The 22752-nt window shown below is 62.9% G+C and carries 17 protein-coding genes; 14 read left to right on the top strand and 3 right to left on the bottom strand.

The annotated features are described in order from the left end of the window. The first annotated feature begins 32 nt into the window (after window positions 1–32). The 6 genes from ACTG4K_RS15465 (at window position 33) to ACTG4K_RS15440 (ending at window position 6860) form a co-directional block, all read left to right on the top strand. Complete coding sequence (locus ACTG4K_RS15465; protein WP_439115104.1) at window positions 33–773, top strand: amino acid ABC transporter permease; 741 nt, start codon at window positions 33–35, stop codon at window positions 771–773. Window position 774: 1 nt separating this feature from the next. Beyond that, on the top strand, window positions 775–1440 hold the full coding sequence (locus tag ACTG4K_RS15460) for an amino acid ABC transporter permease (protein WP_439115103.1): 666 nt from the start codon (window positions 775–777) through the stop codon (window positions 1438–1440). Window positions 1441–1457: 17 nt separating this feature from the next. Further along, window positions 1458–2192, top strand: a complete 735-nt coding sequence (locus ACTG4K_RS15455) for an amino acid ABC transporter ATP-binding protein (protein WP_439115102.1) — start codon at window positions 1458–1460, stop codon at window positions 2190–2192. A 77-nt stretch (window positions 2193–2269) separates the two neighbouring features. Further along, a complete protein-coding gene (locus ACTG4K_RS15450; RefSeq protein WP_439115101.1) occupies window positions 2270–4168 on the top strand; it encodes an ATP-binding protein in 1899 nt (632 codons plus the stop codon). Then, window positions 4165–5535 (top strand): sigma-54-dependent transcriptional regulator, encoded by a 1371-nt coding sequence (locus ACTG4K_RS15445; RefSeq protein ID WP_439115100.1) that lies wholly within the window; start codon window positions 4165–4167, stop codon window positions 5533–5535. The genes ACTG4K_RS15450 and ACTG4K_RS15445 overlap by 4 nt, the downstream gene beginning before the upstream one ends. A 53-nt stretch (window positions 5536–5588) precedes the next feature. Continuing rightward, entirely contained in the window at window positions 5589–6860 is a 1272-nt protein-coding gene (locus tag ACTG4K_RS15440) for an amidohydrolase family protein (protein WP_439115099.1), read from the top strand. Between the two features lie 568 nt (window positions 6861–7428). Here the strand turns inward: ACTG4K_RS15440 and ACTG4K_RS15435 are convergent. After that, window positions 7429–8139 carry a hypothetical protein gene (locus ACTG4K_RS15435; RefSeq protein WP_439115098.1) on the bottom strand — a complete coding sequence of 237 codons (711 nt, stop codon included), beginning with the start codon at window positions 8137–8139 and terminating at the stop codon, window positions 7429–7431. Window positions 8140–8459: 320 nt separating this feature from the next. Here ACTG4K_RS15435 and ACTG4K_RS15430 point away from each other — a divergent pair, with 320 nt between their 5' ends. From ACTG4K_RS15430 to ACTG4K_RS15410, 5 genes are all read left to right on the top strand, one after another. Further along, window positions 8460–9530: an ABC-three component system protein gene (locus ACTG4K_RS15430; RefSeq protein WP_439115097.1), complete on the top strand. Its 1071-nt coding sequence runs from the start codon at window positions 8460–8462 to the stop codon at window positions 9528–9530. Beyond that, window positions 9527–10027 (top strand): three component ABC system middle component, encoded by a 501-nt coding sequence (locus ACTG4K_RS15425; protein WP_439115096.1) that lies wholly within the window; start codon window positions 9527–9529, stop codon window positions 10025–10027. The genes ACTG4K_RS15430 and ACTG4K_RS15425 overlap by 4 nt, the downstream gene beginning before the upstream one ends. Then, window positions 10027–12027, top strand: coding sequence for a DUF3732 domain-containing protein (locus tag ACTG4K_RS15420; RefSeq protein ID WP_439115095.1), 2001 nt, complete (start codon window positions 10027–10029; stop codon window positions 12025–12027). The genes ACTG4K_RS15425 and ACTG4K_RS15420 overlap by 1 nt, the downstream gene beginning before the upstream one ends. Window positions 12028–12292: 265 nt before the next feature. Beyond that, window positions 12293–12460, top strand: coding sequence for a hypothetical protein (locus ACTG4K_RS15415; RefSeq protein WP_439115094.1), 168 nt, complete (start codon window positions 12293–12295; stop codon window positions 12458–12460). 45 nt (window positions 12461–12505) lie between these two features. Next, window positions 12506–14713 (top strand): ankyrin repeat domain-containing protein, encoded by a 2208-nt coding sequence (locus tag ACTG4K_RS15410; RefSeq protein WP_439115093.1) that lies wholly within the window; start codon window positions 12506–12508, stop codon window positions 14711–14713. A 580-nt stretch (window positions 14714–15293) separates the two neighbouring features. Here ACTG4K_RS15410 and xdhB read toward each other — a convergent pair. Both xdhB and xdhA read right to left on the bottom strand, forming a co-directional pair. Then, entirely contained in the window at window positions 15294–17603 is a 2310-nt protein-coding gene (xdhB, locus tag ACTG4K_RS15405; RefSeq protein ID WP_439115092.1) for a xanthine dehydrogenase molybdopterin binding subunit, read from the bottom strand. Further along, window positions 17600–19096, bottom strand: coding sequence for a xanthine dehydrogenase small subunit (gene xdhA / locus ACTG4K_RS15400; protein ID WP_439115091.1), 1497 nt, complete (start codon window positions 19094–19096; stop codon window positions 17600–17602). Before xdhA ends, xdhB begins: the two co-directional genes overlap by 4 nt. A 94-nt stretch (window positions 19097–19190) precedes the next feature. Between xdhA and ACTG4K_RS15395 the strand changes: the two genes are divergently transcribed. Genes ACTG4K_RS15395 through ACTG4K_RS15385 form a run of 3 tightly spaced genes read left to right on the top strand, consistent with a single transcriptional unit; the run spans window position 19191 to window position 22745 of the window. Next, complete coding sequence (locus ACTG4K_RS15395; protein WP_439115090.1) at window positions 19191–20144, top strand: LysR family transcriptional regulator; 954 nt, start codon at window positions 19191–19193, stop codon at window positions 20142–20144. 17 nt (window positions 20145–20161) lie between these two features. Then, entirely contained in the window at window positions 20162–21703 is a 1542-nt protein-coding gene (locus ACTG4K_RS15390) for an ABC transporter ATP-binding protein (protein ID WP_439115089.1), read from the top strand. Then, window positions 21690–22745: an ABC transporter permease gene (locus ACTG4K_RS15385; RefSeq protein ID WP_439115088.1), complete on the top strand. Its 1056-nt coding sequence runs from the start codon at window positions 21690–21692 to the stop codon at window positions 22743–22745. Before ACTG4K_RS15390 ends, ACTG4K_RS15385 begins: the two co-directional genes overlap by 14 nt. The last annotated feature ends 7 nt before the right edge of the window (window positions 22746–22752 follow it).

Genomic DNA, 22752 nt, shown 5'->3' with positions numbered 1-22752 from the left:
GGGCGGCCCCATTTTTACTGAGGGGAATCGGTGTGGGTACATGGGATTGGCAGGTGTTTTGCAAAGACACCATTGAAGGTGAGGTGCAGCCCGGCTGCTTTGGCCAGGGTGGCGACATCACCTACCTGGACTGGCTGCTGTCTGCCTGGGGCTGGACACTGAGCGTGGCCGTGCTGGCTTTGGTGGTGGCGGTGCTGGTGGGCGCGGTGATGGGCATTTTTCGCACCACGCCCAGCAAATGGCTGGTGGCGGTGGGCAATGTGTGGACCGAGCTGTTTCGCAACATTCCGCTGCTGGTGCAGGTGTTCCTGTGGTATCACGTGCTGCCATCGCTGTTTGCGCCGCTGCGCGAGGTGCCCAGCTTCATTCTGGTGGTGTTCGCGCTGGGCTTCTTCACCTCGGCACGCATCGCCGAGCAGGTTCGCGCCGGCATTCAGAGCCTGCCGCAGGGTCAGCGCTACGCCGGCCTGGCCATGGGCCTGACGCTGGCGCAGACCTACCGCTACGTGCTGCTGCCCATGGCGTTTCGCATCGTCATACCGCCGCTCACCAGCGAAAGCATGAACATCATCAAGAATTCCTCGGTCGCTTTTGCCGTGTCGATTGCCGAACTCACCATGTTCGCCATGCAGGCGCAAGAAGAAACTTCGCGCGGCATCGAGGTGTACCTGGCGGTGACGGGGCTGTATTTCGTCTCCGCCTTCGCCGTCAACCGCCTCGCCCTGTTCATTGAACACAAGGTGCAGGTGCCCGGCATGATCGGAGGCCACTGAGATGAACCTCGACTTTTCGTTTCTCGATGTGTCGGTGCTGCAGAGCTTCGTGCTCAAGGGCCTTATCTTTTCGGTGCAACTCACCCTGGTGGCCATGGTCGGTGGCATTGTGTTGGGCACGGTGCTGGCGCTGATGCGGCTGTCGGGCAAGAAGTGGCTGGTGATACCGGCAGCGTTCTACGTGAACACGCTGCGTTCCATCCCGCTGGTGATGGTGATTTTGTGGTTCTTCCTGCTCATCCCGCTCATGATCGGCCAGCCCATGGGCGCGGAGCTGTCGGCCATGATCACCTTCACCGTGTTCGAAGCCGCGTACTTCTCGGAAATCATGCGCGCGGGCATCCAGAGCGTGCCCAAGGGGCAGGTGAACGCGGGCTACGCGGTGGGCTTGACCTACGGCCAGACCATGCAGTTCATTGTGTTGCCGCAGGCGTTTCGCAACATGCTGCCGGTGCTGATGACGCAGACCATCATCCTGTTTCAAGACACCTCGCTGGTGTACGCCATAGGCGCTTACGACCTGCTCAAAGGCTTTGAAGTGGCGGGTAAAAACTTCAACCGTCCAGTGGAAACCTATTTGGTCGCCGCTGTCGTGTATTTCGTCATTTGTTTCACGCTGTCGATGCTGGTGCGTCGGCTGCAGAAGAAAATTGCCATCATCCGCTGAGCGGCTGGAGAAGAACCATGATCGACATCAAAAACGTTTCCAAGTGGTACGGCAGTTTCCAGGTGCTGACCGACTGCACCACCGCCATTCAGAAGGGTGAGGTGGTGGTGGTGTGTGGCCCATCCGGCTCGGGCAAATCCACGCTGATCAAAACCGTGAACGCGCTGGAGCCCTTTCAAAAGGGCGACATCGTGGTGGATGGCATCAGCATCGCCAACCCCAAGACCAACCTGCCCCAGCTGCGCAGCCGCGTGGGTATGGTGTTCCAGCACTTTGAGCTGTTCCCGCACCTGAGCGTGACCGAAAACCTCACGCTGGCGCAGATCAAGGTGCTCGGCCGCAACGCCGACGAGGCCAAGACGCGCGGCCTGAAGATGTTGGACCGCGTGGGCCTGATGGCGCACAAAGACAAATTCCCCGGCCAGCTTTCGGGTGGACAGCAGCAGCGCGTGGCCATTGCGCGGGCGCTCAGCATGGACCCGATCGTGATGCTGTTCGACGAACCCACGTCGGCGCTGGACCCGGAAATGGTGGGCGAGGTGCTCGACGTGATGGTGAAGCTGGCCCACGAAGGCATGACCATGATGTGTGTGACGCATGAAATGGGTTTTGCCAAGAAGGTCAGCCATCGGGTGATCTTCATGGACGCCGGAAAGATCGTGGAAGATTGCCGCCGTGACGAGTTCTTCGGCAACCCCGACGCGCGTTCGCCCCGCGCCAAAGAATTTCTCTCCAAGATCCTGGCGCATTGAGGTTTTTCCAAGAGGTCGCCATCCACCCCGCACCCCTGTTCGGCCCACCGCCATCCCCGCCACGCCGTGGGCCCGGGTTGGCTTTGCGGCGCGCGCTGGTGGTGCTGGTGGCGCTGGCGCTGGTTGCGGCGGCCGGTTACGGGGTTTTTGAGCGCAGCTTCGACCAGGGCACCAGCCACCTGAGAGCCGCCTCCAACGGCCGCCTCGATCTGTTTGCCTCGGTGGTGGAGGCGCGTGTGCGCCGCCTGGAGCCGGTGCCGGCCACCATCCAGCTCAACCCCTTGGTGGTGCGGCTGCTGCAGACGCCCACGGCCGCGCATGCGCAAGCCGCCAACGACTACCTGGCCCGCCTGAATGCCCACCTGGGCAGCCTGGCGGTGTTTGTGCTGGATGTGCGCGGCGTGGTGCTGGCCTCCAGCAACACCGCGCTGCGCGACGACAGCCTGCGCGGCGAAGACGTGTCGTACCGCCCGTATTACCTGGAAGCGCTGGCCGGGCGCTCCACGCGCCACTTCGCTATCGGCAGCGGGGGCTATGCGGGCTACTTTGCTTCGCACCCCATCTACGACGGCCCCCGGGTGGTGGGCGTGGCGGCCATCAAGATTGGACTCGACGCGCTGGAACAAACCTGGCCCATGCTGGGCGCTCCGGCCTTGGTGACCGATGCCAATCAGGTGGTGATCCTGTCGTCGCAGCCCCAGTGGCGCTACACCTCGCTGGCGCCTTTGCCCACCGAGCGCCGGGTGGACCTGCAACTGGCGCAAACCTATGGTGCGCTGCGCCTGCCCCGGTTTCCCCTGAGCGTGGACCTGTCGGTGAACGAAGATTCCCAGGAGGTGCAAGGCCTGCTGCGCGGGGACGAGGCTCGGGTTTCTGCGGCGCTGGGTCAGGCGCCTGGCCGGGCCGATTTCATGGTGTTGGGCCGCTCGCTGGACGGCATGGACTGGCGCGTGCTCATCTTCAGCAGCCTGGCCACGGTGCGCCACCAGGCCCAGATCGACGGCATCGGCGGCGCTGTTTCCATGGCCTTCCTGCTGTTGCTGGCGCTGTACTGGGCGCAGCGTCAGCGCATTGAACGCCAGAAGCTGGCGGCCAAACGCCAGCTGGAGCAGGCCAACGTCGCACTGGAGCAAGAGGTGGCCCGGCGCACGCAAGAGCTGACCGACGCCAACACCTTGCTGCGCAAAGAAGTGACCGATCGCGAGCAGACCGAAATCACCCTGCGCGCGGCGCAAAACGAACGGGTGCACGCCGGCAAAATGGCGGTGCTGGGCCAGCTGGCGGCCAGCATCACGCACGAGCTCACGCAGCCGCTGGGCGCCATCCGCACCTTGTCGGGCAACGCCACCGAGTTCATGCGCCGAGGCAACCACGGCGCGGCGCAAGACAACCTGTCCATCGTGGCTCGGCTGGTTGACCAGATGGCGCGCATCATCGACCCGCTCAAAAGCTTTTCGCGCAAATCGACCGTGCGCCCTGAACCGACCGATGTGGGCCGCACCATTGAGCAGGCGCTGTTTTTGTTCCAGCTGCGCCAGCGCCACGAAAAAGTAGAGATCGACAACCAATGCCCGCCTGGGCGCTGGGTCGCCTGGTGCGATGCCAACCGGCTGGAGCAGGTGCTGGTCAACCTGGTGGGCAACGCGCTGGACGCCATGCGCGACGCCCCCCAAAAAACCCTGCGCATCACCGCCGAACTGCGCGCAGCGCACGAACCGCAGCTCATCGCCATTCAGGTGCAAGACACCGGCAAGGGCCTGAGCGAGGCCGACCTGGCCCACCTGTTCGAGCCGTTCTACACCACCAAAGCCAGCGGTGCTGGCCTGGGGCTGGGGCTGGTGATCTGCCGCGACATTGCCGCAGAATTCCAGGGCGACCTGACCGCTCGCAACGTACCCGGCGCGGGCGCTTGCTTCACCCTCACCGTGCCGCTGTGTCAACCTGCCACCCACGCACCTGTTCCTTTCAAACCATGAACCGCACCCTCACAGTTTTCCTGGTGGAAGACGATGCCGCCATGCAGCTCGGCTGCGTGCAGGCCCTGCAACTGGCCGACATTGCCGTGCGCGCTTTCGATTCGGCCGAAGCCGTGCTGCCACACATCAGCCCCGGCCTGGCCGGCGTGGTGGTCACCGACATGCGCCTGCCCGGGGCCGATGGCCTGTCGGTTATTTGCGAGGCGCGCGACATCGATCCCGACCTGCCGGTCATCATGATCACTGGCCACGGCGATGTGAACCTGGCCGTGCAGGCCATGCGCAGCGGTGCCTACGACTTCATTCCCAAACCGTTTTCACCCGAGCAGCTGGTGGAGGTGGTGCAACGCGCCCTGGAAAAGCGCCGCCTCACGCTGGAAGTGGCCAACCTGCGCCGCGCGCTCTCGCTCAGCGAAGGGCTGGAAGGGCAGCTGGTGGGCCATTCCCCCGCCATCCGCCGGGTGCGCCAGCTGGTCATGGAGGTGGCCGATTCACCGGTGGACGTGCTCATTCGTGGTGAAACCGGCACCGGCAAAGAGGTGGTGGCGCGCGCGCTGCACGAGCATTCACGCCGCTGCAAAGCGCCTTATGTGGCGCTGAACTGCGGCGGCTTGCCCGACTCACTGCTCGACAGCGAACTCTTTGGCCACGAGGCCGGCGCCTTCACCGGGGCGCAAAAGCGCCGCATCGGGCGCATCGAACACGCCCACGGCGGCACCCTGTTTCTGGACGAGCTGGAAAGCATGCCGCAGGGCGTGCAGGTGAAGCTGCTGCGCGTGCTGCAAGAGCGCAGCCTGGAGCGCCTGGGCTCCAACCAGAGCCAGTCGGTGGACGTGCGCGTGGTCGCTGCCACCAAAGACGACCTGCTGGAGCGGGCGCGGCAGGGCAGCTTTCGCGCCGACCTGGTGTACCGCCTGAACGTGGTCAACATCGAACTGCCGCCCCTGCGCGAGCGCCGCGACGACATACCCATGCTGCTGGAGCATTTCATGCTCCTGGCGGCCAGCCGCTACGGCCGCCAGCAACCCAACATTCCCCAGGCCCAGCTGCGCCAGCTGATGGCGCGAGACTGGCCCGGCAACGTGCGCGAGCTGCGCAACGTAGCCGACGCGCTGGTGCTGGGCGTGGGTCCGCAGTGGGTTTCACCGCACGGGCCAGCGCCCGACGCGGCCGACCCCGAAGCGCAGCCCACGCTGACCGAAACGGTGGAGCAGTTCGAACGCAGCCTGATCGCCGAAGCCCTGCAACGCCAAGCCGGCCACGTGGGCCAGACCGCCAAAGCGCTGCGCATTCCCAAAACCACCCTGGTGGACAAGATCAGGAAGCATGGGCTGGGCAAGGGGGATGCGGCTGTGGACGGGTATTGAGGCAGTGCCTTCTGGGGGGTCGACTGGTGCCACAAAGCAGACACAATGCTCCCATGCTCGACCTGCTGATCACCCACGCCACGCTCCCCGACGGGCGAACCGACATGTCTGTTGCGGTGCAAGCCGGCCGTATTGTCGAGGTGGCCGCCGGGCTGCTGGCGCCTGCGCACGAAACGGTGGATGCCGCTGGGCAGTTGCTGAGCCCGCCGTTTTGCGATCCGCACTTTCACCTGGACGCCACGCTCAGCTATGGCCTGCCACGCGTGAACCAGAGCGGCACCTTGCTCGAAGGCATTGCGCTTTGGGGTGAACTCAAGCCGCTGTTGACCCAAGACGCGCTGGTGGAGCGGGCGCTGACGTACTGCGACTGGGCCGTGGCCAAAGGCCTGCTGGCGATTCGCAGCCATGTGGACACCAGCGACGCCAGCCTGTTGCCGGTGCGTGCCCTGCTGGCGGTGAAACAGCGCGTGGCGCCTTATCTGGACTTGCAGCTGGTGGCCTTTCCGCAAGACGGCGTGTTGCGCGCCCCGGGTGGCCTGGACAACCTGAAGCGTGCGCTGGACCTGGGCGTGGACGTGGTGGGCGGCATCCCGCATTTCGAGCGCACCATGAGCGAGGGCGCAGCCAGCGTGAAGGTGTTGTGTGAATTGGCGGCACAGCGCGGCCTGCCGGTGGACATGCATTGCGACGAGTCGGACGACCCGCTCTCGCGCCACATCGAAACGCTGGCGTATGAAACCCAGCGCCTGGGCCTGCAGGGCCGCGTCAACGGCTCGCACCTCACGTCGATGCACAGCATGGACAACTACTACGTGAGCAAGCTGATCCCGCTCATCGCCGAAAGCGGCGTCAGCGCGGTGGCCAACCCGCTGATCAACATCACGCTGCAAGGCCGGCACGACACCTACCCCAAGCGGCGCGGCCTGACGCGCGTGCCCGAGCTGATGGCCGCTGGCGTGACGGTGGCCTTCGGCCACGACTGCGTGATGGACCCGTGGTACAGCCTGGGGCAGGCGGACATGCTGGAGGTGGCGCACATGGGCCTGCATGTGGCGCAGATGACCAGCCAGGCCGGCATGCGCCAGTGCTTTGACGCGGTGACCGTGAACGCGGCGAAGGTGATGGGGCTCACGGGCTACGGCATCGCGCCGGGCAACGCAGCGAGCTTTGTGCTGCTGCAGGCGCGCGACCCCATCGAGGCGATCCGCCTGCGTGCCACGCGGCTGAAGGTGTGGCGCAAGGGGCGGCTGTTGTCGCACATGGCGCCCGCTGCCGCAGACCTGGCCCTGCCGGGGCGTCCCGGCTCCACGGCGTTCGTCCGGTAGGGGCGGCGGTCTGGCTTGGTGGTGATGTGGCTGCTGGGTTGTTGGTCAGTTTGAGGCTGATATGCACAGGTCCCAGTTATGAACAGTTGCCAAGGGCGATCAAGCTGAGTGCTTCGATTCGTTTATGCCACGGACAGCTGCGGTTTTCGTGAACTGGACATAGGCCCTGCGTAGCCGCAAGACTTGTGATCCCATAAAAGGAGAAGGCGCTGTCCTGGCTGCAGGATCCCTTCGTCGTCGCACGCCGCTTCGGGGCAGATGACTCGCTATTGGACTTGCTCAAGAACTTGTGACTATGTTTAGCCCGTGGCCGCGATGGCTCTTCCCGTTCGAGGGAGCGCCGCTGCCGTGCAGATCCGAACTGCTCATAACAGCCTTTATGTAGAGCTCTACATAAAGGCTGATTACCGACGCTCAGTGGAAAAACTCAGACGGCGGCTGTGCGCCCAAAGCAGGCTCTCACAGGAATTCTGGTAGTAGCTTTCTGAAGCTAGCGTCCTGCCAATTTGTCGTTCTACTCATCCAGAAGTTCGGTTTTCCCGCAGACGCCGCCCATGTTCATCCCTTTTCAGGTGCTCGGCGCCGCCAATGCCCTGAAGCCTAATTGTTGAGTCGGCGGTTCATCTCCGAACGAGCGGTAGTAGATGCGGCCATCGCTGCCGCTCGGGACAAAGTTCGTTGTGGCCAGCCATCCCCGCACCCGGTGCATCGCGGAGATGAAGGCTGGCATCACATCGACATACACGCTCGCGACATCGAAGCCTTCCCTGTTTGCCACAGTCGATATGTCGGCAAAGCGCAGGTCCTGCTCCCACAGCGCGCCGATGGTGGCCCTGTCCGCTGCCTTCAATTTGGCGTTGGGCAACCGCTTCCGAAAGTCATCGAGTGGCAGGTAGTAGCGCAGCACCACAAGCTCTGATTCAGGCGTCAGGCTGGCGAACAAATACTTGCGTGATGGCAGCTTCTTGGTCTCCTCGTGCGCCAGAACGAAGGCGTCCCAGCTCAGGAAAAGATCGTGGTCGCGATGATGGATGGCGTTACGCAGCACGATGAGCAGCGCCGTGTCCGCGTGCTTGAAGTAGTTAAAGCCTTGCAGGTCTTTCGTGACGTCGTACAGAGTATGAAACTTCTCAAGCTTTCCCTCGAGAGTGCGGTCCTGTCTCGTGACCGCGTCTGGGCGGTCGACTTCGTATAGCGCAGCAAAGTCCATGTGGGCCTCGACATACAGCCGTAGCGTATTCGACAGGCTTTCCCATGCGTGTTCGATGACCGTCGCCATTCCTTCTCCCTTGTTCTGCGCTTGCGACACCCGCCCGCTGTCAGTATTGTTACCTTAGTCAACCCCCAGGGCGATTAACACTCCGGCCGCTCTCGCACCGTGCCGTCCCCTGCCGCTCAATATCTTTGAAGGCCTTATTGCAGCGCATGTAAGATTGTGTAGGCATCAAATTAGGGGGGTCAATGTCGAAAACGACGGGGAGAGGAAACTCTCGACTGCGGCGTAAGACCGAGGTCCCTGGTCAGGCGTTGGGCATCGGGCTTCAGTACACGCGTCTCGTGCAACTACTGTTCCAGGCTCCTCCAGGTAGCGCCTGCAGCATGGAGTATTTGGACGACGTCGCGCAGGAAGATCCCGAGGGTGTCAAGCTCGGACAGAGCAAGAGCGCTCGCACGGCCAACCCTGTAGCGGATCGAGCCAAATCGCTTTGGAAGACTTTGTCGAACTGGATCACGTTGGCAGAGGAGGGCGGCTGCGATCCGGACCGTACGGTGTTCGAGATGTATGTGTCGCGCCCCGTGTCGGGGACACTGGTCGATGCCTTTTCTGCTGCCACAACGTTGGACGCCTCCCAGGCCGCCATCCTGATGGCGCGCACCACGCTGTGGGGCGAGGCGCCGAAATACCCCCTGCGTAGCGCTGTCGCGACTGAGATCACGCACTACGTTGGCAAAGTCTTCGATGCCGACCCAGAGCTGGTGACGCGGGTGATCAAAAACTTCACCCTGACGTGCGCCTCGGGGAGCCCGCAGGCCGACGTCATAGCCATTCTCAAGACACACCCGATCTCGCATAGCCGCATTCGTGACATCGCTGACCACATGAGTGGCGTCGTCAAGAATCGTATTGACGAGCTCTTAGAGGTGGGTAAGCCGGCCATCGTCACGAGCGACGAGTTCCACACTTGGTACACCGCTTACGTCCAGAAGATCGACCGAGACACGGTGCTGCAAAGTCATGCAAAGCGGCCCAGCGATCAAGAAACCGAAGTCTATCTTCCCAGGGTGTTCGTTCAACAGCTTGACATGATCGGTTTGCCGTTTGAGGACAAGCTCGAGGCAGTGAGTGACTACCTCATGGCAGCAGCGGACCGCACGGCTTGGGCCGCTAGCGGAGACGTGGACCCCACGTCGTTCGACGAACTTGACGTCAACCTCAAGCGCAGGTGGAAGAACAAGCGGCTTGCCTGCAAGGTTGCTCATGGTGACAAATGCCTTGATGTGCAGGGTTTAGCGCTATACGCCGATTGCATGGACCTCACCGTGGCTGTGCAGCAGAAGGAGACACCTGACCACTTCATCCCGGGCTGCCTGCACCGCTTGGCTGATGACCTGTTGATCGGCTGGCATCCTGAGTTCGCAGTTCAGCTCAGACCTAAGAAGGCGGCATGACGATGCTGGCAAGAGAAGCGCAGAACGTACAGAACCCCGCACTTGGCGCGGCCATCCTTTGGCGCTTTTGCTGTGCCTATGGGACGACACACCCAACGAACGACGCGCCTGCTCTGCCCACATTGTTTGTAGTGTTGCCAATCGTGTTGCACCAGGCTACCGCCGAACTGCTGCGCCGTACCCGGCCGAGTTCGGGCCTTCGAGCCTTCGCGGCCAAATTCGGCGACACCACCGTCTCCAAGCAAGACCTGCTGCTGCAGATCCATGATCGAGCGCTGCGCTGGCGAACCCTGACGCTGCAATCGATCGAACTGGCGGCGGCGGGGCACTTGATCCATCTGACCGAAACCGGCGAGGTCATACCCTTGTCCAAGACCAAGGCGCGCGGGCTGCCCGATGAAGTAAAGCAGCTGATGAACGACGCGGAAAAGCTCGGCGCGTGGTGCGGGTCACTGACCCTGCACGAGATTGCGACAACACTAAAGGTGAGGCTCTGATGTTTTTCCAGATCCGTGCGATTCTGCTTTGGCCCCGTAATTCGGCCTTCAAACCGCGTCGGCTGCAGTTTGCCTTAGGCAAGGTCAATGTGATCAGCGGGGCCTCGCGTACCGGCAAGTCAGCGGTCATCCCCATCATTGATTATTGCCTGGGCTCCAGCACCTGCTCCATCCCTGTCAACACCATCCGCAAGCACTGCGAGTGGTTCGGTGTGATCGTTGCGACCGCCCAAGGCGACAAACTGCTGGCGCGTCGGGAACCCGGCGCGCAGCGAAGCACCGACGACATGTTTCTGATGGAAGCAAACACCATCGTCGACGTGCCGCACCGCATCGTAAAGAACACTAATGCCGATGCGGTGAAGCGTCTGCTTGACGACCTGGCAGGTCTCTCAAAGCTGGACTTTTCGGGCGGCGAGGAATCGACCGGCTTCGACGGACGGCCGAGTTTTCGGGATCTGGCTGCCTTCACTTTTCAGCCGCAGAACATAATTGCCAACCCTGATGTGTTGTTCTTCAAGACCAACACCTACGAGCACCGCGAGAAGCTGCGCAAGATCTTCCCTTACGTGTTGGGGGCAGTGACACCAGGGTTGATGGCCAAGCAGTTCGAGCTGCAGCGCACGAGGTCGGAGTTGAGGCGCAAGGAGCGCGAACTCAAGGAAGCCCAGGAGGTGTCGGCGCGCTGGCTGGCCGATCTCACCGCCAAGTTCAGCGAGGCGCAGGAGTTGGGCCTGACTCCTAAGCCGGAGCAGCAGCTGACGCGGAGCCAGATGATCGAGTTGCTAGAAGAGGTTGTCGCCCGCACGGATCTGACGATCACTGTCAGCACTGCGACAATTTCCGAAGCTCTGAGCGAACTCAACGGCCTGGAGGCGGAGGAGCGGGAGGTATCGCGCGAGCTGACCACGCTGCGGCACCGGCTGGAAGAGATGAACCGAATGCGCGTGGGTGGCAACCAGTACGACGCCGCCATCGGCTTGCAGCGGGGCCGCCTACAGCTGTCCAGTTGGTTGATCGGCCATACCGACGACCAGGCTGACTGCCCCATGTGTGGCAGCCACACGGCGTCGGCCCGCACAAAGCTCGAAGTGCTGTCCGCCCGGCTTGAAGAAGTTGAGGCTGAGGTCGGCGTGGACAAGGAAGTACCTGCGGCCTTCGATCGGGAATTGCAGCGTGTGACGACCGAGGTTGGCGTGACAACAGAACGCCTTCGCTCAGTTCAGCTTCGCAAGCGGGCATTGTCCGGCCGATCAAAGGAAGCCAGTGAGCGCCAGTTCGCGGCGAAAAAGGGCGAGCGCTTTGTCGGGAATTTGGAAGCAGCGTTGGATCTGCACAGGCGACTGGGCAGCGACAGCGGCTTGGTGGACGAGGTGGCAAAGATGCGCGACATCGTGCAAGCGTTGGAGGCCGAGTTGAAAGCACAGGAGGTAGACACTCGCAAGCGCCGCGCCCTGAATGCCGTAAATAGCCATGCCGGTCGACTCCTGCCCTCCCTAGACGTCGAGAACCCGGACGACCCGATCTCGCTGGAAATCAGCGACCTGACGATCAAAGTCCGCGGCGCGGATCGTGACGATTACCTGTCGGAAATTGGCAGCGGCTCTAACTGGCTTTCCTACCACCTTGCCATGCTGCTGGCGCTTCATCAGTTCTACCTGTCCCAGAATCAGAGCCCGGTGCCAGGCTTCCTAGTGCTGGATCAGCCCAGCCAGGTTTACTTCCCAAAGAACTTGGTGCGACGTCCGGATGAAGGGGATCAGGAGCTGCGCCTGCGCGACGAGGATATCGACGCAGTGCGCAAGGTCTTCGAGGTCCTGGGCAAGGTTGTGATGAGAGCCGAGGGCAAGCTGCAGGTCATTGTGCTGGACCATGCGTCGCGCGACGTGTGGGGCGACAGTGCGGGGGTTGTGGGCCTGAAAGAGTGGCGTGAAGGCATCAAGCTCGTACCGATGCGTTGGCTGGAAGAGGACCCTGACGGGGCGCCGCATCAAGGTTGAAAGTCCCTCATTTCTCTAAGGTGCCACTGGCGCATGGATGACACGCTGTGTGGCCATGACTGTGAATTCAGTATTGCTACATCTCCGTCAGCATTCGCTGCAAAACCGCACCTGAAGCTTCGATGATCGCTTTGACTATGGGCAGCGAAATGCTTCAGCAGAAAAATCACCAGAATCATTCGGTGCCGTGTCGTGATCGAAATCAGTGCCTGCAGGAGGATAGCGACGTGCTGCTTTTGGCACGTATTTCCCCGAAAGGACTGACATGAACACGAAGATTTCCACCCCGGCCGGTCGCCCCGCATCGCCGATGACTCCTGTTGCGGCTTCCCGCATTCAGGGCACGGCGGCCAAGGGCAATGGCGGTGGCGTTGCCAAGGGCAGTTTTGCTGCGCGAGCCCAGAGTGCGGCCACGAAGGTTGGTAAACGCTAAATCGGCACGGGCGGCATCCGTGCCGCCCGCCCAAACACAACAGATATGACAATCTACGTTTTTCCACAGGTCGGCCAGCTCCTCCGAGCACTCATCACCAGTGCGGGCTACCGTCGCCGAATCACCGACCTCGGCCTAGACAAAGATCTTGACGACTTGGCCACCGATTTTCGCCCAGGCTCATCGTGCGACTTGATGGTGAAAATCGAAGACGCCGTCCAGCGCGACATGGCCGTGGACTGCGGCGTGCAGTGGGCACAGTTCTTCCGCCTGACTTGGCACAAGACGCGCTGCGCCATTCAACAGTCCGTGCAAGCGGTCGATACCGGCCCCCTTGCTGATGAATCAGGGGGAGCGGCTGTTCGCCACGGCTTCGAGGTTCCGATGTTGTCGGGCCTTGTAAAGCTGGTGGCTCACGAACACCCTGGCATAGACATCGATTCCTGGTGGAGCAGTCCAGTAGCCGCTTGGGTCAAGCTGATAGCGAACTTCGCAAAGTTGACCGAAAGTGAAATTGTGTCCCGTCTTCACGAAACTCCCAGGACAACTGAGCGTTGGATGGCCGGTGAGCCTACCCGTGAGTTGCAGTGGCCGTTTCGTAAGACCGTGTTGAAGGTACTACATGACAATAGTGGAGGTAAACAGCACTCGCCTCAAGATGTGGACCAACTTACTGGCTGGTTGACTTTCGCTGTCGCATTCCAATCGCTGACTATTGAGACCCGTAAACTCATCCGACAGGATTTTGAGCTGAGACGGCAGCATCCATGGTCACTGCAAGAGTTCCTGACCAAACTGACTCACCAGAGTCTGATTGCTGGGGCACAGCCAGTTCGCGAATTGGCAATTCCTCTGCTGACTCGAATCGAGCGGCATTTCTCAGTGGAACTGCGTAACCTTGATGCGGCACAACGTGACCTGAACAGCTTTCAACGCCTTATCGAGCAGGAACCCCCGCATTGGCGACGTTCGTATCAGCACATCCACGACTGGTTCGCTGGAAGACTCGCCGCAATAAAGGGCCGCAAAGCCGATGCGTTAGCTCTTTATGAAAAGGCCGTGGAGGGTGTCTGGTGGTTCGGTGGCCCGAACCAACTGCCGATGCTGAACGAGGCGTTGCTTCATGCAGTAGGCGTGGGCGACAGCGTTGCGGCTCAGCATTACTGGGACAAGACATTCATGCTTGGCCTCAATCGATGGCCGAAGAGACCACTCGATGAACAAGAGCGCCGCCGACTAGCCTTCGCATTCGAGCGCCAGTTTTCACCTCAGAAGGCAAAGGATCGAGTTCCACCACCGGTCGAATTCATCTTGAGGGAGACACCCTTTGAACTCAGCCGGGAACAGTTGAAGAGTCCGAACCGGAAGGTGAAACACGCCGAAGGGCGCACGCGACGAACGCCATTGATGGATGCCATACGCGAAGGCTCACTCTCTGATGTCAAACGCGCCATTGCAGCCGGAGGCGACCCGAACGATTTCATCAAGGAATCCGGTGAGGGGGCACTCACCTATGCCATGCGCCGGGCGTGCGACCGGGGTGATCCGGTCATCATGGATTACTTGTTGCAGCTCGACTTGTCGAAGGAAACGGTCAACCGCCAGGCATCAACCAGCCGTGAAACGCCGCTGAAGATTGCCATCGAGATGGCCGACGCAGAAGCCGTGGAGCGTCTGATTGCGTTGGGCGCCGATGTCGAACAGCCCAGCGACTATTCGGTGTCGGCGCTCTGCTACGCGATGTTGCTCTTGCACGGCAGCATTCATCGTACTGATCCGACCCAAGAAACAGCGTACCTGGCAGGAAAGACCAGGGCCGATGTCCACGACGCCAAGGACGGCGCTGCACTGGACATCCAACTGGTCGCACGACGCCAGGTGCAAGCTGCTCTCCGCGAAGCTTCTCCGAGAAATCGCGCCATTTTCGATGCTGTGATGGAGCACTACATAAGGCCAGCCGAGCCACGTCGCAAGGTGGTGCTCGCGCTGTTGAAATGTGGTGCCGACGCCAACCGGCGCTACAAGGTCGAACCTCACCATCTGGCCGAATGGACGCCAACCCTGTTCGCTGCGCAGATTGGAGACATTGAAATCTTCAAGTCTCTGGTCGAGCATGGCGGCGACGCAGACATGGTGCTGATGCAGTCTTCCGCACTCGAACGGTATGACGCCCTGTGGGTCGCAGTGGACCACGGGCGCCATGCCATCGTCGATTTCCTTGTTAAGCGCGCAAGTAGTTCATATAGCGGCTGAGTATCCTCTCGAATTTTCCAGACTTTGGTTCGGCGCCGTGTCGGGACTTTGCAGTGCCGAAATCAGATCCTCCTGTTATTGCATTAACAGGGGGACTTTCATGCGCTACTGTCGGGACAAACAGATCAACAAGTTGGTCGCAGACCTTGTTCGGGAGGGTTGGCAATTCAGCCGAGGCAAACACGGTAAGCTGCGCACCCCATCTGGCAATGGGTTCGTGACAGTCCCCAGCACTCCGAGCGACCACCGAACGTTCCACAACCTCTGCCGAGACATACGCAAGCAAGCCTCCGCAGATTGACCGAAAAAGATGCTCCGGGCACGCTCAAGTTGGGCAAGTCAAGGAGTCCACCCAGGGTTGGTACCGTCAGTCTGAGTGATGATGAAGCGGTCGGTCACTTGGCGCCAGTTGGTCTCGAAAGCCCGATGACCGTAGTACCTCGTACAGCCTCTTATTAGCTGTTTGCGTCAGTAAGCTTGGCAGCGCCCACAGGCCGCTCCCGCTACAAAACGCCCTCCAGGCTTTGTATGCAACGCGCCACCCTGGGTAACTGAAGGCTCGCCCAGCGCTGTGAACTTCTTATTCCCCCAAGGCCCGCAACACCTCTTCCGCCGTGGCCGGTGCGTTCATCGCCTCAGGGTTCCCACCCGCCTGCGCCACCGCGTTGCGCAGCGCTTCAAACACGCTGATGCCCAGCATGAACGGCGGCTCGCCCACGGCTTTGCTGCCGTGTACGTTGTCTTCCCGGTTCGGCTCGGGCCAGAGGTCCACCTTGAAATGGGCGGGCACGTCGCCGGTGGTGGGTATTTTGTAGGTGCTGGGGGCGTGGGTGCGCAGCAGGCCTTTGGCGTCCCACACCAGCTGCTCGGTGGTGAGCCAGCCCATGCCCTGCACAAAGCCGCCTTCAATCTGGCCAATGTCGATGGCCGGGTTGATGCTGTGGCCCACGTCGTGCAGGATGTCCACCTTCAGCACGCGGCTTTCGCCGGTGAGGGTGTCGATGGCGACTTCGCTCACGGCGGCGCCGTAGGAGAAGTAATAAAACGGCCGGCCGGTGAGGGTGGTTTTGTCGTAGTGGATTTTGGGTGTGCGGTAGAAACCGTCGCTCCAGAGCTGGATGCGGTTGGCGTAGGCGGCGCCTACCACGTCTTCAAACCGGCGGCTGGATTTTTCGGTGGTGACGTGGCCGCCGGCAAACCGCACCGAGCCCGCGCCCACGCCGTCGAGCCCGGCCACGAAGGCGGCGAGGTTGCTGCGCACGGTGCGCGCGGCGAACTGGGCGGCGCGGCCGTTCAGGTCGGTGCCGCTGCTGGCGGCGGTGGCGCTGGCGTTGGGCACTTTGCTGGTATCGGCCGCCGTGCACAGCACGCGCTCAAACGGCACGCCCAGCTCGTCGGCCACGATCTGGGCCACCTTGGTGTTCAGCCCCTGGCCCATTTCGGTGCCGCCGTGGTTCACCTGCACGCTGCCGTCGGTGTACACATGCACCAGCGCACCGGCCTGGTTGAACAGCGTGGCGGTGAAGCTGATGCCGAACTTGACCGGCGTGAGCGCGATGCCGCGCTTGATGACCGGGCTTTGCGCGTTCCAGGCAGCAATCTGCTCGCGCCGCTCGCGGTAGCCGCTGGTGCGCGCGAGTTGCGAGATGAGCGGCTGCAGGATGTTGTCTTCCACCTTCATCTGGTAGTGGGTGGTGTCACGGCGCCGTTCCGGCGTGGTTTCACTCTTCGGCGCGATGACTTCATCGCTGTACAGGTTGCGCAGCCGCACATCCAGCGGGTCCAGGCCGAGCGTGCGCGCGATGTCGCTCAGGATGCGCTCGATCACGATCACGCCTTGCGGGCCGCCGAAGCCGCGAAACGCCGTGTGGCTTTGGGTGTTGGTTTTGCAGCGGTAGGAGCTGATCGATACGTCTTCCAGATAGTAGGCGTTGTCGGCGTGGAAGATGGCGCGGTCGGCCACCGGGCCGGACAGGTCGGCGCTGAAGCCGCAGTTGACCAGCATCTCCAGTTCCAGCCCGCAGAGCAGGCCGCTGTCGTCAAAACCGGCGCGGTAGTGGTAGGCGAAGGGGTGGCGTTTGCCGGTGATCAGAAAGTCGTCGTCGCGGTCCAGCCGCAGCTTCACCGGGCATTTCAGTTGGTTGGCTGCAATGGCCGCCCACACCGCCAGGTGCCCGGCCTGCGTTTCCTTGCCGCCAAAGCCGCCGCCCATGCGCCGGCATTCCACGGTGACGGCGTGGTTGGGCAGACCCAGCGCGTGCGATACCCAGTGCTGCACCTCGCCGGGGTGCTGGGTGCTGCTGTACACCCACCACTGGTTCTGCTCCAGCGGCAGCACGTAGGCGATCTGGCCTTCCAGGTAAAAGTGTTCCTGGCCGCCCACCTCAAACGTGCCTTCCAGCTGGTGCGGCGCGCGTTGCAGGGCGGCCTGCGCGTCGCCGCGCTTCACATGCACCGGCGGCAACACGTAGCTTTGCTGCGCGTGGGCTTCGTGCACGCTGAGCACAGCCGGCAGAGTCTCTACATTCCATTTCACCAGCCGCGCGGCGCGGCGGGCGGCCATCACCGTGTCGGCCACGATCAGTCCGCCCACCTGGCCGAGAAACTGCACCGTGCCATGGGCGAACACCGGCTCGTCGTGGGCAAAGGCAGCAAGCAGGGTGTCGCCCGGAATGTCCTGCGCGCTGATGAAGGCGCGCACGCCCGGCACGGCCAGGGCGGCGCTGGCGTCTAGCCCCAGCAGCGTGCCGTGGGCCACGGGTGAGCACACCGGCGCGGCGTGCAGCGTGCCGCGCACTTCGGGTATGTCGTCGATGTAGGTGGCTGCGCCAGCGACCTGGGCGCGGGCGCTTTCGTGGAATCTGGATTGGCCTGCGGCTGGTGCGTTCATGCCAGTGCCTCCAGCGTCTGGATGTTTTCGAGGTTGATGGCCGTCATGCCTTGGCTTTCCAGCCAGAAGCGCTGCAGCAGGTTCCCCAGCACGGTGTGGCGGTAGCGGGCGCTGGCGCGCATGTCCGATATGGGCTGGAATTCGGCGCGCAACACCGCGATGGCGTGTGTGACGGTGTCTGCGTTCCAGGGCTGGCCGAGCAGGGCGGCTTCGGTCTGGCAGGCGCGGGCCGGGGTGGCGGCCACGCCACCGGCGCCGATGGAAATGTGTTGCACCACGCCGTCTTGCACCGTCATCTGGATGGCCAGGCAGACGGCGGAAATGTCGTCGTCGAAGCGCTTACTGATCTTGTAGGCCTTCATCGTTTCGTCTGGCATGGGTCGTGGCACTTTGATCCAGCACAGCAGTTCATCGGGGCGCATCACGTTGGTGCGGTAGCCGGTGTACAGGTTTTCCAGTCGCAACTCGCGGTGGGCCACTTCACCACCGGCAGCGGTCTTTTTCCAGCGCATCAGCACCACGCTGGCGCCCAGCGCAATCAGCAGCGGCATGCTGTCGCCAATGGGCGAGCCGTTGGCCACGTTGCCGCCCATCGTGCCTGAGTTGCGTACCGGCAGGCCGGCAAAGCGCTGTGAAAACGCGAGCAGCTGTGGGCGCTCTTGCACCAACGCGGCGAACGCGTCGGCCAACGGCACGGAGGCACCAATGGCGATGTGGTGCGGGTAGCGTTCAACCCGGCGCAGCTCGCGTGCAGCGGTCACGTCGAGCACCCGCTCAAACCGCTTGTGCAGCTTGGTCACCCACAGGCCCACGTCGGTGCAGCCGGCCACCACCTGGGCTTTGGGAAACTTGGCCCGTTGCTGCAACAGCGCGGCCAAGGTGGTGGGGCGCAGGTAGCTGGCGTTGTCGCTGGGCCGGGTTTTCAGGGCTTTCAGCGCGACCAGTGTGGCAGCTTCGTCCACCGCACAGCCGGCGGGCAGCGGCAGGCTGCCCATGGTTTCAGCCGCATCCAGAATGGGGCGGTAGCCGGTGCAGCGGCACAGGTTGCCCGACAGGTCGGCCTGCGCCTGCTCGCGGCTGATGCCCCGTCCGCCACTGTTCTGGTAAGCACCAAACAGGCTCATCACAAAGCCCGGTGTGCAAAAGCCGCACTGGCTGGCGTGGCACTGCAACATGGCCTCTTGGGCGGGGTGCAGTTCGCCAGCGTCGGAGCCTATGTCCTCGGCAGTGAACACCGCCATGCCCGACACCGAATGGGCCAGGCGGATGCAGCTGTTGACGGCCCGGTAGCTGAGCCGACCGCCCACCGCTTCACCCAGCACCACGGTGCAGGCACCGCAGTCGCCCTCGCCGCAGCCTTCTTTGGTGGCGCTCAGGTGCAGGTCTTCGCGCAGCACCTCCAGCAGGGTTCGGTCGGGTGGTACATTGCGCAGCGTCACGGGCTGGCCGCGCCGCAAGAAAGTCAGGGGACGGGAGACAATTTCAGAGGTCATGCGCGCCAGCATAGCGCCACCGCCATGGCACAACATATGCTCATGCGTATGGCCCGAATGCCCAAAACACCATTCACTTGCATATGACAAGGGTATGAAATACGTCTCCATGTTCGACAAGATTGATCTGCACCTGATCCGTGTGCTCCACACCGTGCTCACCGAGCGCAGTGTGTCGCGCGCGGCGCTGCGTCTGGGCATGTACCAGCCGGCGGTGAGTGCAGCGCTCAAGCGCCTGCGCGACCTGGCCGGTGACCCGCTTTTGGTGCGTTCGGGCGCCGGCATGGTGCCCACGGTGGCGGGTCTGCGCATGATCGAACCCGCGGCCGACATCTTGCGCAGCGCGGCCGTGTTGTTTTCAGACGCCCGCAGCTTCGACCCCGCCACCGCCCAGCACAGTTTCAGCCTGGCCGCCAGCGACTACCTGGACCCGCTGTTTCTGCCCCAGCTGGTGACGCAAATCAAAAGCCTGGCGCCCCAGTGCCCGATCGACATCCACCCGCTCTCGGCCGACGCCGACTACCGCCAGCAAATCGCGCAGGGCGAGGTGGACGTGGTGATCGGCAACTGGGCCAAGCCGCCCGACGACCTGCACCTGGGCCGGCTGTTTGGCGACGAGGTGGTGTGCCTGGTGTCCAACCAGCACCCGGCCGTGCGCCGGGGCTGGGACGCAGAAGCCTGGCTGGCGGCCGAGCACATTGCCCCCACGCCCACCCACCCCGGCGCCCGCGGTGTCATCGACGACCACCTGGCTTCGCAGGGGCTCACCCGCCACATCACGGTGCGCTGCCCGCATTTCGGGCTGATTCCCGCCATGGTGGCAGGCAGTTTGCTGGTGCTGACCACAGGGCGGCAATATTGCGAGCGTTTCACCGCCTCGCTACCGGTGCAGGTGCTGCCGTGCCCGGTGCCTTTTCCCCGCATGATGTATTACCAACTCTGGCACGAACGCACCCACGCGTCCAACGCCGCGCGCTGGCTGCGCGAGCAAGTCAAGAGCGTGGCGGCTTCGCTGCGCCGCCCTGAGTCCGATGCCGCCGCAGCCTGAAACCCCATAGGAAGTCCATGACCACTGCCCGATTGCAATTGACCGGCATCACCAAGCGCTACCCCGGCGTGGTGGCCAACAACGGTGTGTCGCTCACCGTGGCGCCCGGCGAGGTGCACGCCGTGCTGGGCGAAAACGGCGCCGGCAAGTCCACGCTGATGAAAATCATCTACGGCTCGGTCAAGCCCGACGAAGGCTCGGTCATGTTCAACGGCCGGCCCGTGCATGTGCGCAACCCACAGGAAGCGCGCGCGCTGGGCATCAGCATGGTGTTTCAGCACTTCAGCCTGTTTGACACGCTCACCGTGGCCGAAAACGTGTGGCTGGGGCTGGACAAATCGCTCACGCTGTCCGAAGTCAGTGCCAGCATCACCGCGAAGGCGGCCGAATACGGCCTGGACATTGACCCGGTACGGCCCGTGCACACGCTCAGCGTGGGCGAAATGCAGCGAGTGGAGATCATTCGCGCGCTGCTCACCAACCCGCAGTTGCTCATATTGGATGAACCGACCTCGGTGCTGACGCCGCAGGCGGTGGAAAAGCTGTTTGTGGTGCTGAAGAAGCTGGCGTCGGAAGGCTGCAGCATCTTGTACATCAGCCACAAGCTGCATGAAATTCGCGAACTGTGCAACGCCTGCACGGTGCTGCGCGGCGGGCAGGTCACCGGCGTGTGCGACCCGCGTGAGGAAAGCAACGCCTCGCTGAGCCGCCTGATGATTGGCGCCGAGCCGCCGGCGCTGAAGGTGCGCGCGCTCAACGCGGGCGCCGACGTGTTGCAGGTGGCCGGCCTCACGCTGGCCAGCGACGACCCGTTTGGCACCCATCTGGCTGGCATTGCGATGACCGTCCGCAGCGGCGAGGTGGTGGGCATTGCCGGTGTGTCGGGCAACGGCCAGAGTGAACTGCTGTATTGCCTGTCGGGCGAAACCACACGGGCGCCGGTGGGCAGCATACGGGTGGGCGGGGTGGATGCCTCGCGCTTTGGCCCGGGCAAGCGCCGTGCGCTGGGCCTGCACTTTGTGCCTGAAGAGCGCCTGGGCCGCGGCGCAGTGCCCACGCTGTCGCTGGCGCACAACCTGCTGCTGTCGCGCCGCGATGCGCTGGGCGCGGGCGGCTGGCTGAAGCTGGGTGCCCTCAAGGCGCAGGCGGCCGACATCATTGCGCGCTACAACGTCAAGGCCAACGGGCCGGACGCGGCGGCCAAATCGCTCTCGGGCGGCAACCTGCAAAAGTTCATCGTGGGCCGCGAGATCGAAGCCAAGCCCAAACTGCTGATCGTGAGCCAGCCCACCTGGGGCGTGGACGTGGGCGCGGCGGCGCAGATTCGCGGCGAAATTTTGGCGCTGCGCGACGCCGGTTGCGCGGTGCTGGTGGTCAGCGAAGAGCTGGACGAGCTGTTCGAAATCAGCGACCGCCTGCACGTCATCGCCAAGGGCAGGTTGTCACCCAGCTTGAACCGGGCAGACGCCACCATCGAGCGCATTGGCGAGTGGATGTCTGGCCTGTGGGAAGCCCCTGCGCACAACAACACAAAGGAGACCGCCCATGCTGCGGCTTGAAGTCCGCCCCCAGCCTTCCGCGCGCTGGGGCTATGCCTCGCCGCTGCTGGCGCTGGCCATCACCGTGGTCATCGGTGTCGTTCTGTTCGCGTTGCTGGGCAAAGACCCGGTGCGGGGATTGCAGGTGTTTTTCTGGGAGCCCATCAAAAGCACCTATGCCCTGTCCGAGCTGATGGTCAAGGCCACGCCGTTGCTCATCATTGCGTTGGGGCTGGCGGTGTGTTTTCGCTCCAATGTGTGGAACATTGGCGCCGAGGGCCAATTTGTCATTGGGGCTATTTTTGCTGCTGGTGTGGCGCTCATGGCCGAAAAAACCACCGGCCCCTGGATCATCCCGGCCATTCTGGCCGCGGGGGTGTTGGGCGGCATGGTGTGGGCGGGCATCGTGGCGTTGCTGCGCGACCGCTTCAACGCCAACGAAATTCTGGTCAGCCTGATGCTGGTGTACGTGGCGGTGCAGGTGCTGAACTTTCTGGTCTATGGCCCCTGGAAAGACCCGCTGGGCTACAACTTTCCGCAAACCAAGACCTTTGAGTCGGTCACGCAGATCCCCAAACTCATGCAGGGCTCGCGCGTCAACATCGGTCTGCTCATTGCGCTGGGCGGTGTGGCGGCGGTGTGGATCTTTCTGTTTCGCACCTACGCCGGCTACGCCCAGCTGGTGGGCGGCCTGGCGCCAGCCGCCGCGCGCTACGCCGGGTTTTCGTCGCGCAAGGCGCTGTGGATCGCGCTGCTCACCTCCGGCGGCGCAGCTGGCTTGGCCGGCGCGCTGGAAGTGGCCGGGCCCATTGGCCAGCTTACGCCGTATGTGCCGGCCGGCTACGGTTTCGCGGCCATCATCGTGGCCTTTGTGGGCCGCCTGCACCCGGTGGGCATTGTGTTTTCGGCCATCCTCATGAGCATGTTCTACATCGGCGGCGAGCTGGCGCAGTCGCGCATGGGTCTGCCCAAATCCATCACCGGGGTGTTTCAGGGTTTGCTGCTGTTTGCGCTGTTGGCCTGCGACACGTTGATTGCCTATCGGCTCGTGTGGAAAAAATGACCGGGAA

Source organism: Hydrogenophaga sp., assembly GCF_965657535.1.
Lineage (GTDB): Bacteria > Pseudomonadota > Gammaproteobacteria > Burkholderiales > Burkholderiaceae_C > Hydrogenophaga.
Note: the sequence above shows the minus strand (reverse complement) of the source record. Positions and strands in the feature narration are given on the sequence as shown.

What these genes read in the sequence shown, in the direction of transcription:
- ACTG4K_RS15460 (WP_439115103.1), top strand. Translation starts at nt 775, where the DNA reads ATGAACCTCGACTTTTCGTTTCTCGATGTGTCGGTGCTGCAGAGCTTC.
- ACTG4K_RS15455 (WP_439115102.1), top strand. Translation starts at nt 1,458, where the DNA reads ATGATCGACATCAAAAACGTTTCCAAGTGGTACGGCAGTTTCCAGGTG.
- ACTG4K_RS15445 (WP_439115100.1), top strand. Translation starts at nt 4,165, where the DNA reads ATGAACCGCACCCTCACAGTTTTCCTGGTGGAAGACGATGCCGCCATG.
- ACTG4K_RS15440 (WP_439115099.1), top strand. Translation starts at nt 5,589, where the DNA reads ATGCTCGACCTGCTGATCACCCACGCCACGCTCCCCGACGGGCGAACC.
- ACTG4K_RS15435 (WP_439115098.1), bottom strand. Translation starts at nt 8,139, where the DNA reads ATGGCGACGGTCATCGAACACGCATGGGAAAGCCTGTCGAATACGCTA.
- ACTG4K_RS15430 (WP_439115097.1), top strand. Translation starts at nt 8,460, where the DNA reads ATGGAGTATTTGGACGACGTCGCGCAGGAAGATCCCGAGGGTGTCAAG.
- ACTG4K_RS15425 (WP_439115096.1), top strand. Translation starts at nt 9,527, where the DNA reads ATGACGATGCTGGCAAGAGAAGCGCAGAACGTACAGAACCCCGCACTT.
- ACTG4K_RS15420 (WP_439115095.1), top strand. Translation starts at nt 10,027, where the DNA reads ATGTTTTTCCAGATCCGTGCGATTCTGCTTTGGCCCCGTAATTCGGCC.
- ACTG4K_RS15415 (WP_439115094.1), top strand. Translation starts at nt 12,293, where the DNA reads ATGAACACGAAGATTTCCACCCCGGCCGGTCGCCCCGCATCGCCGATG.
- ACTG4K_RS15410 (WP_439115093.1), top strand. Translation starts at nt 12,506, where the DNA reads ATGACAATCTACGTTTTTCCACAGGTCGGCCAGCTCCTCCGAGCACTC.
- xdhB (WP_439115092.1), bottom strand. Translation starts at nt 17,603, where the DNA reads ATGAACGCACCAGCCGCAGGCCAATCCAGATTCCACGAAAGCGCCCGC.
- xdhA (WP_439115091.1), bottom strand. Translation starts at nt 19,096, where the DNA reads ATGACCTCTGAAATTGTCTCCCGTCCCCTGACTTTCTTGCGGCGCGGC.
- ACTG4K_RS15395 (WP_439115090.1), top strand. Translation starts at nt 19,191, where the DNA reads ATGAAATACGTCTCCATGTTCGACAAGATTGATCTGCACCTGATCCGT.
- ACTG4K_RS15390 (WP_439115089.1), top strand. Translation starts at nt 20,162, where the DNA reads ATGACCACTGCCCGATTGCAATTGACCGGCATCACCAAGCGCTACCCC.
- ACTG4K_RS15385 (WP_439115088.1), top strand. Translation starts at nt 21,690, where the DNA reads ATGCTGCGGCTTGAAGTCCGCCCCCAGCCTTCCGCGCGCTGGGGCTAT.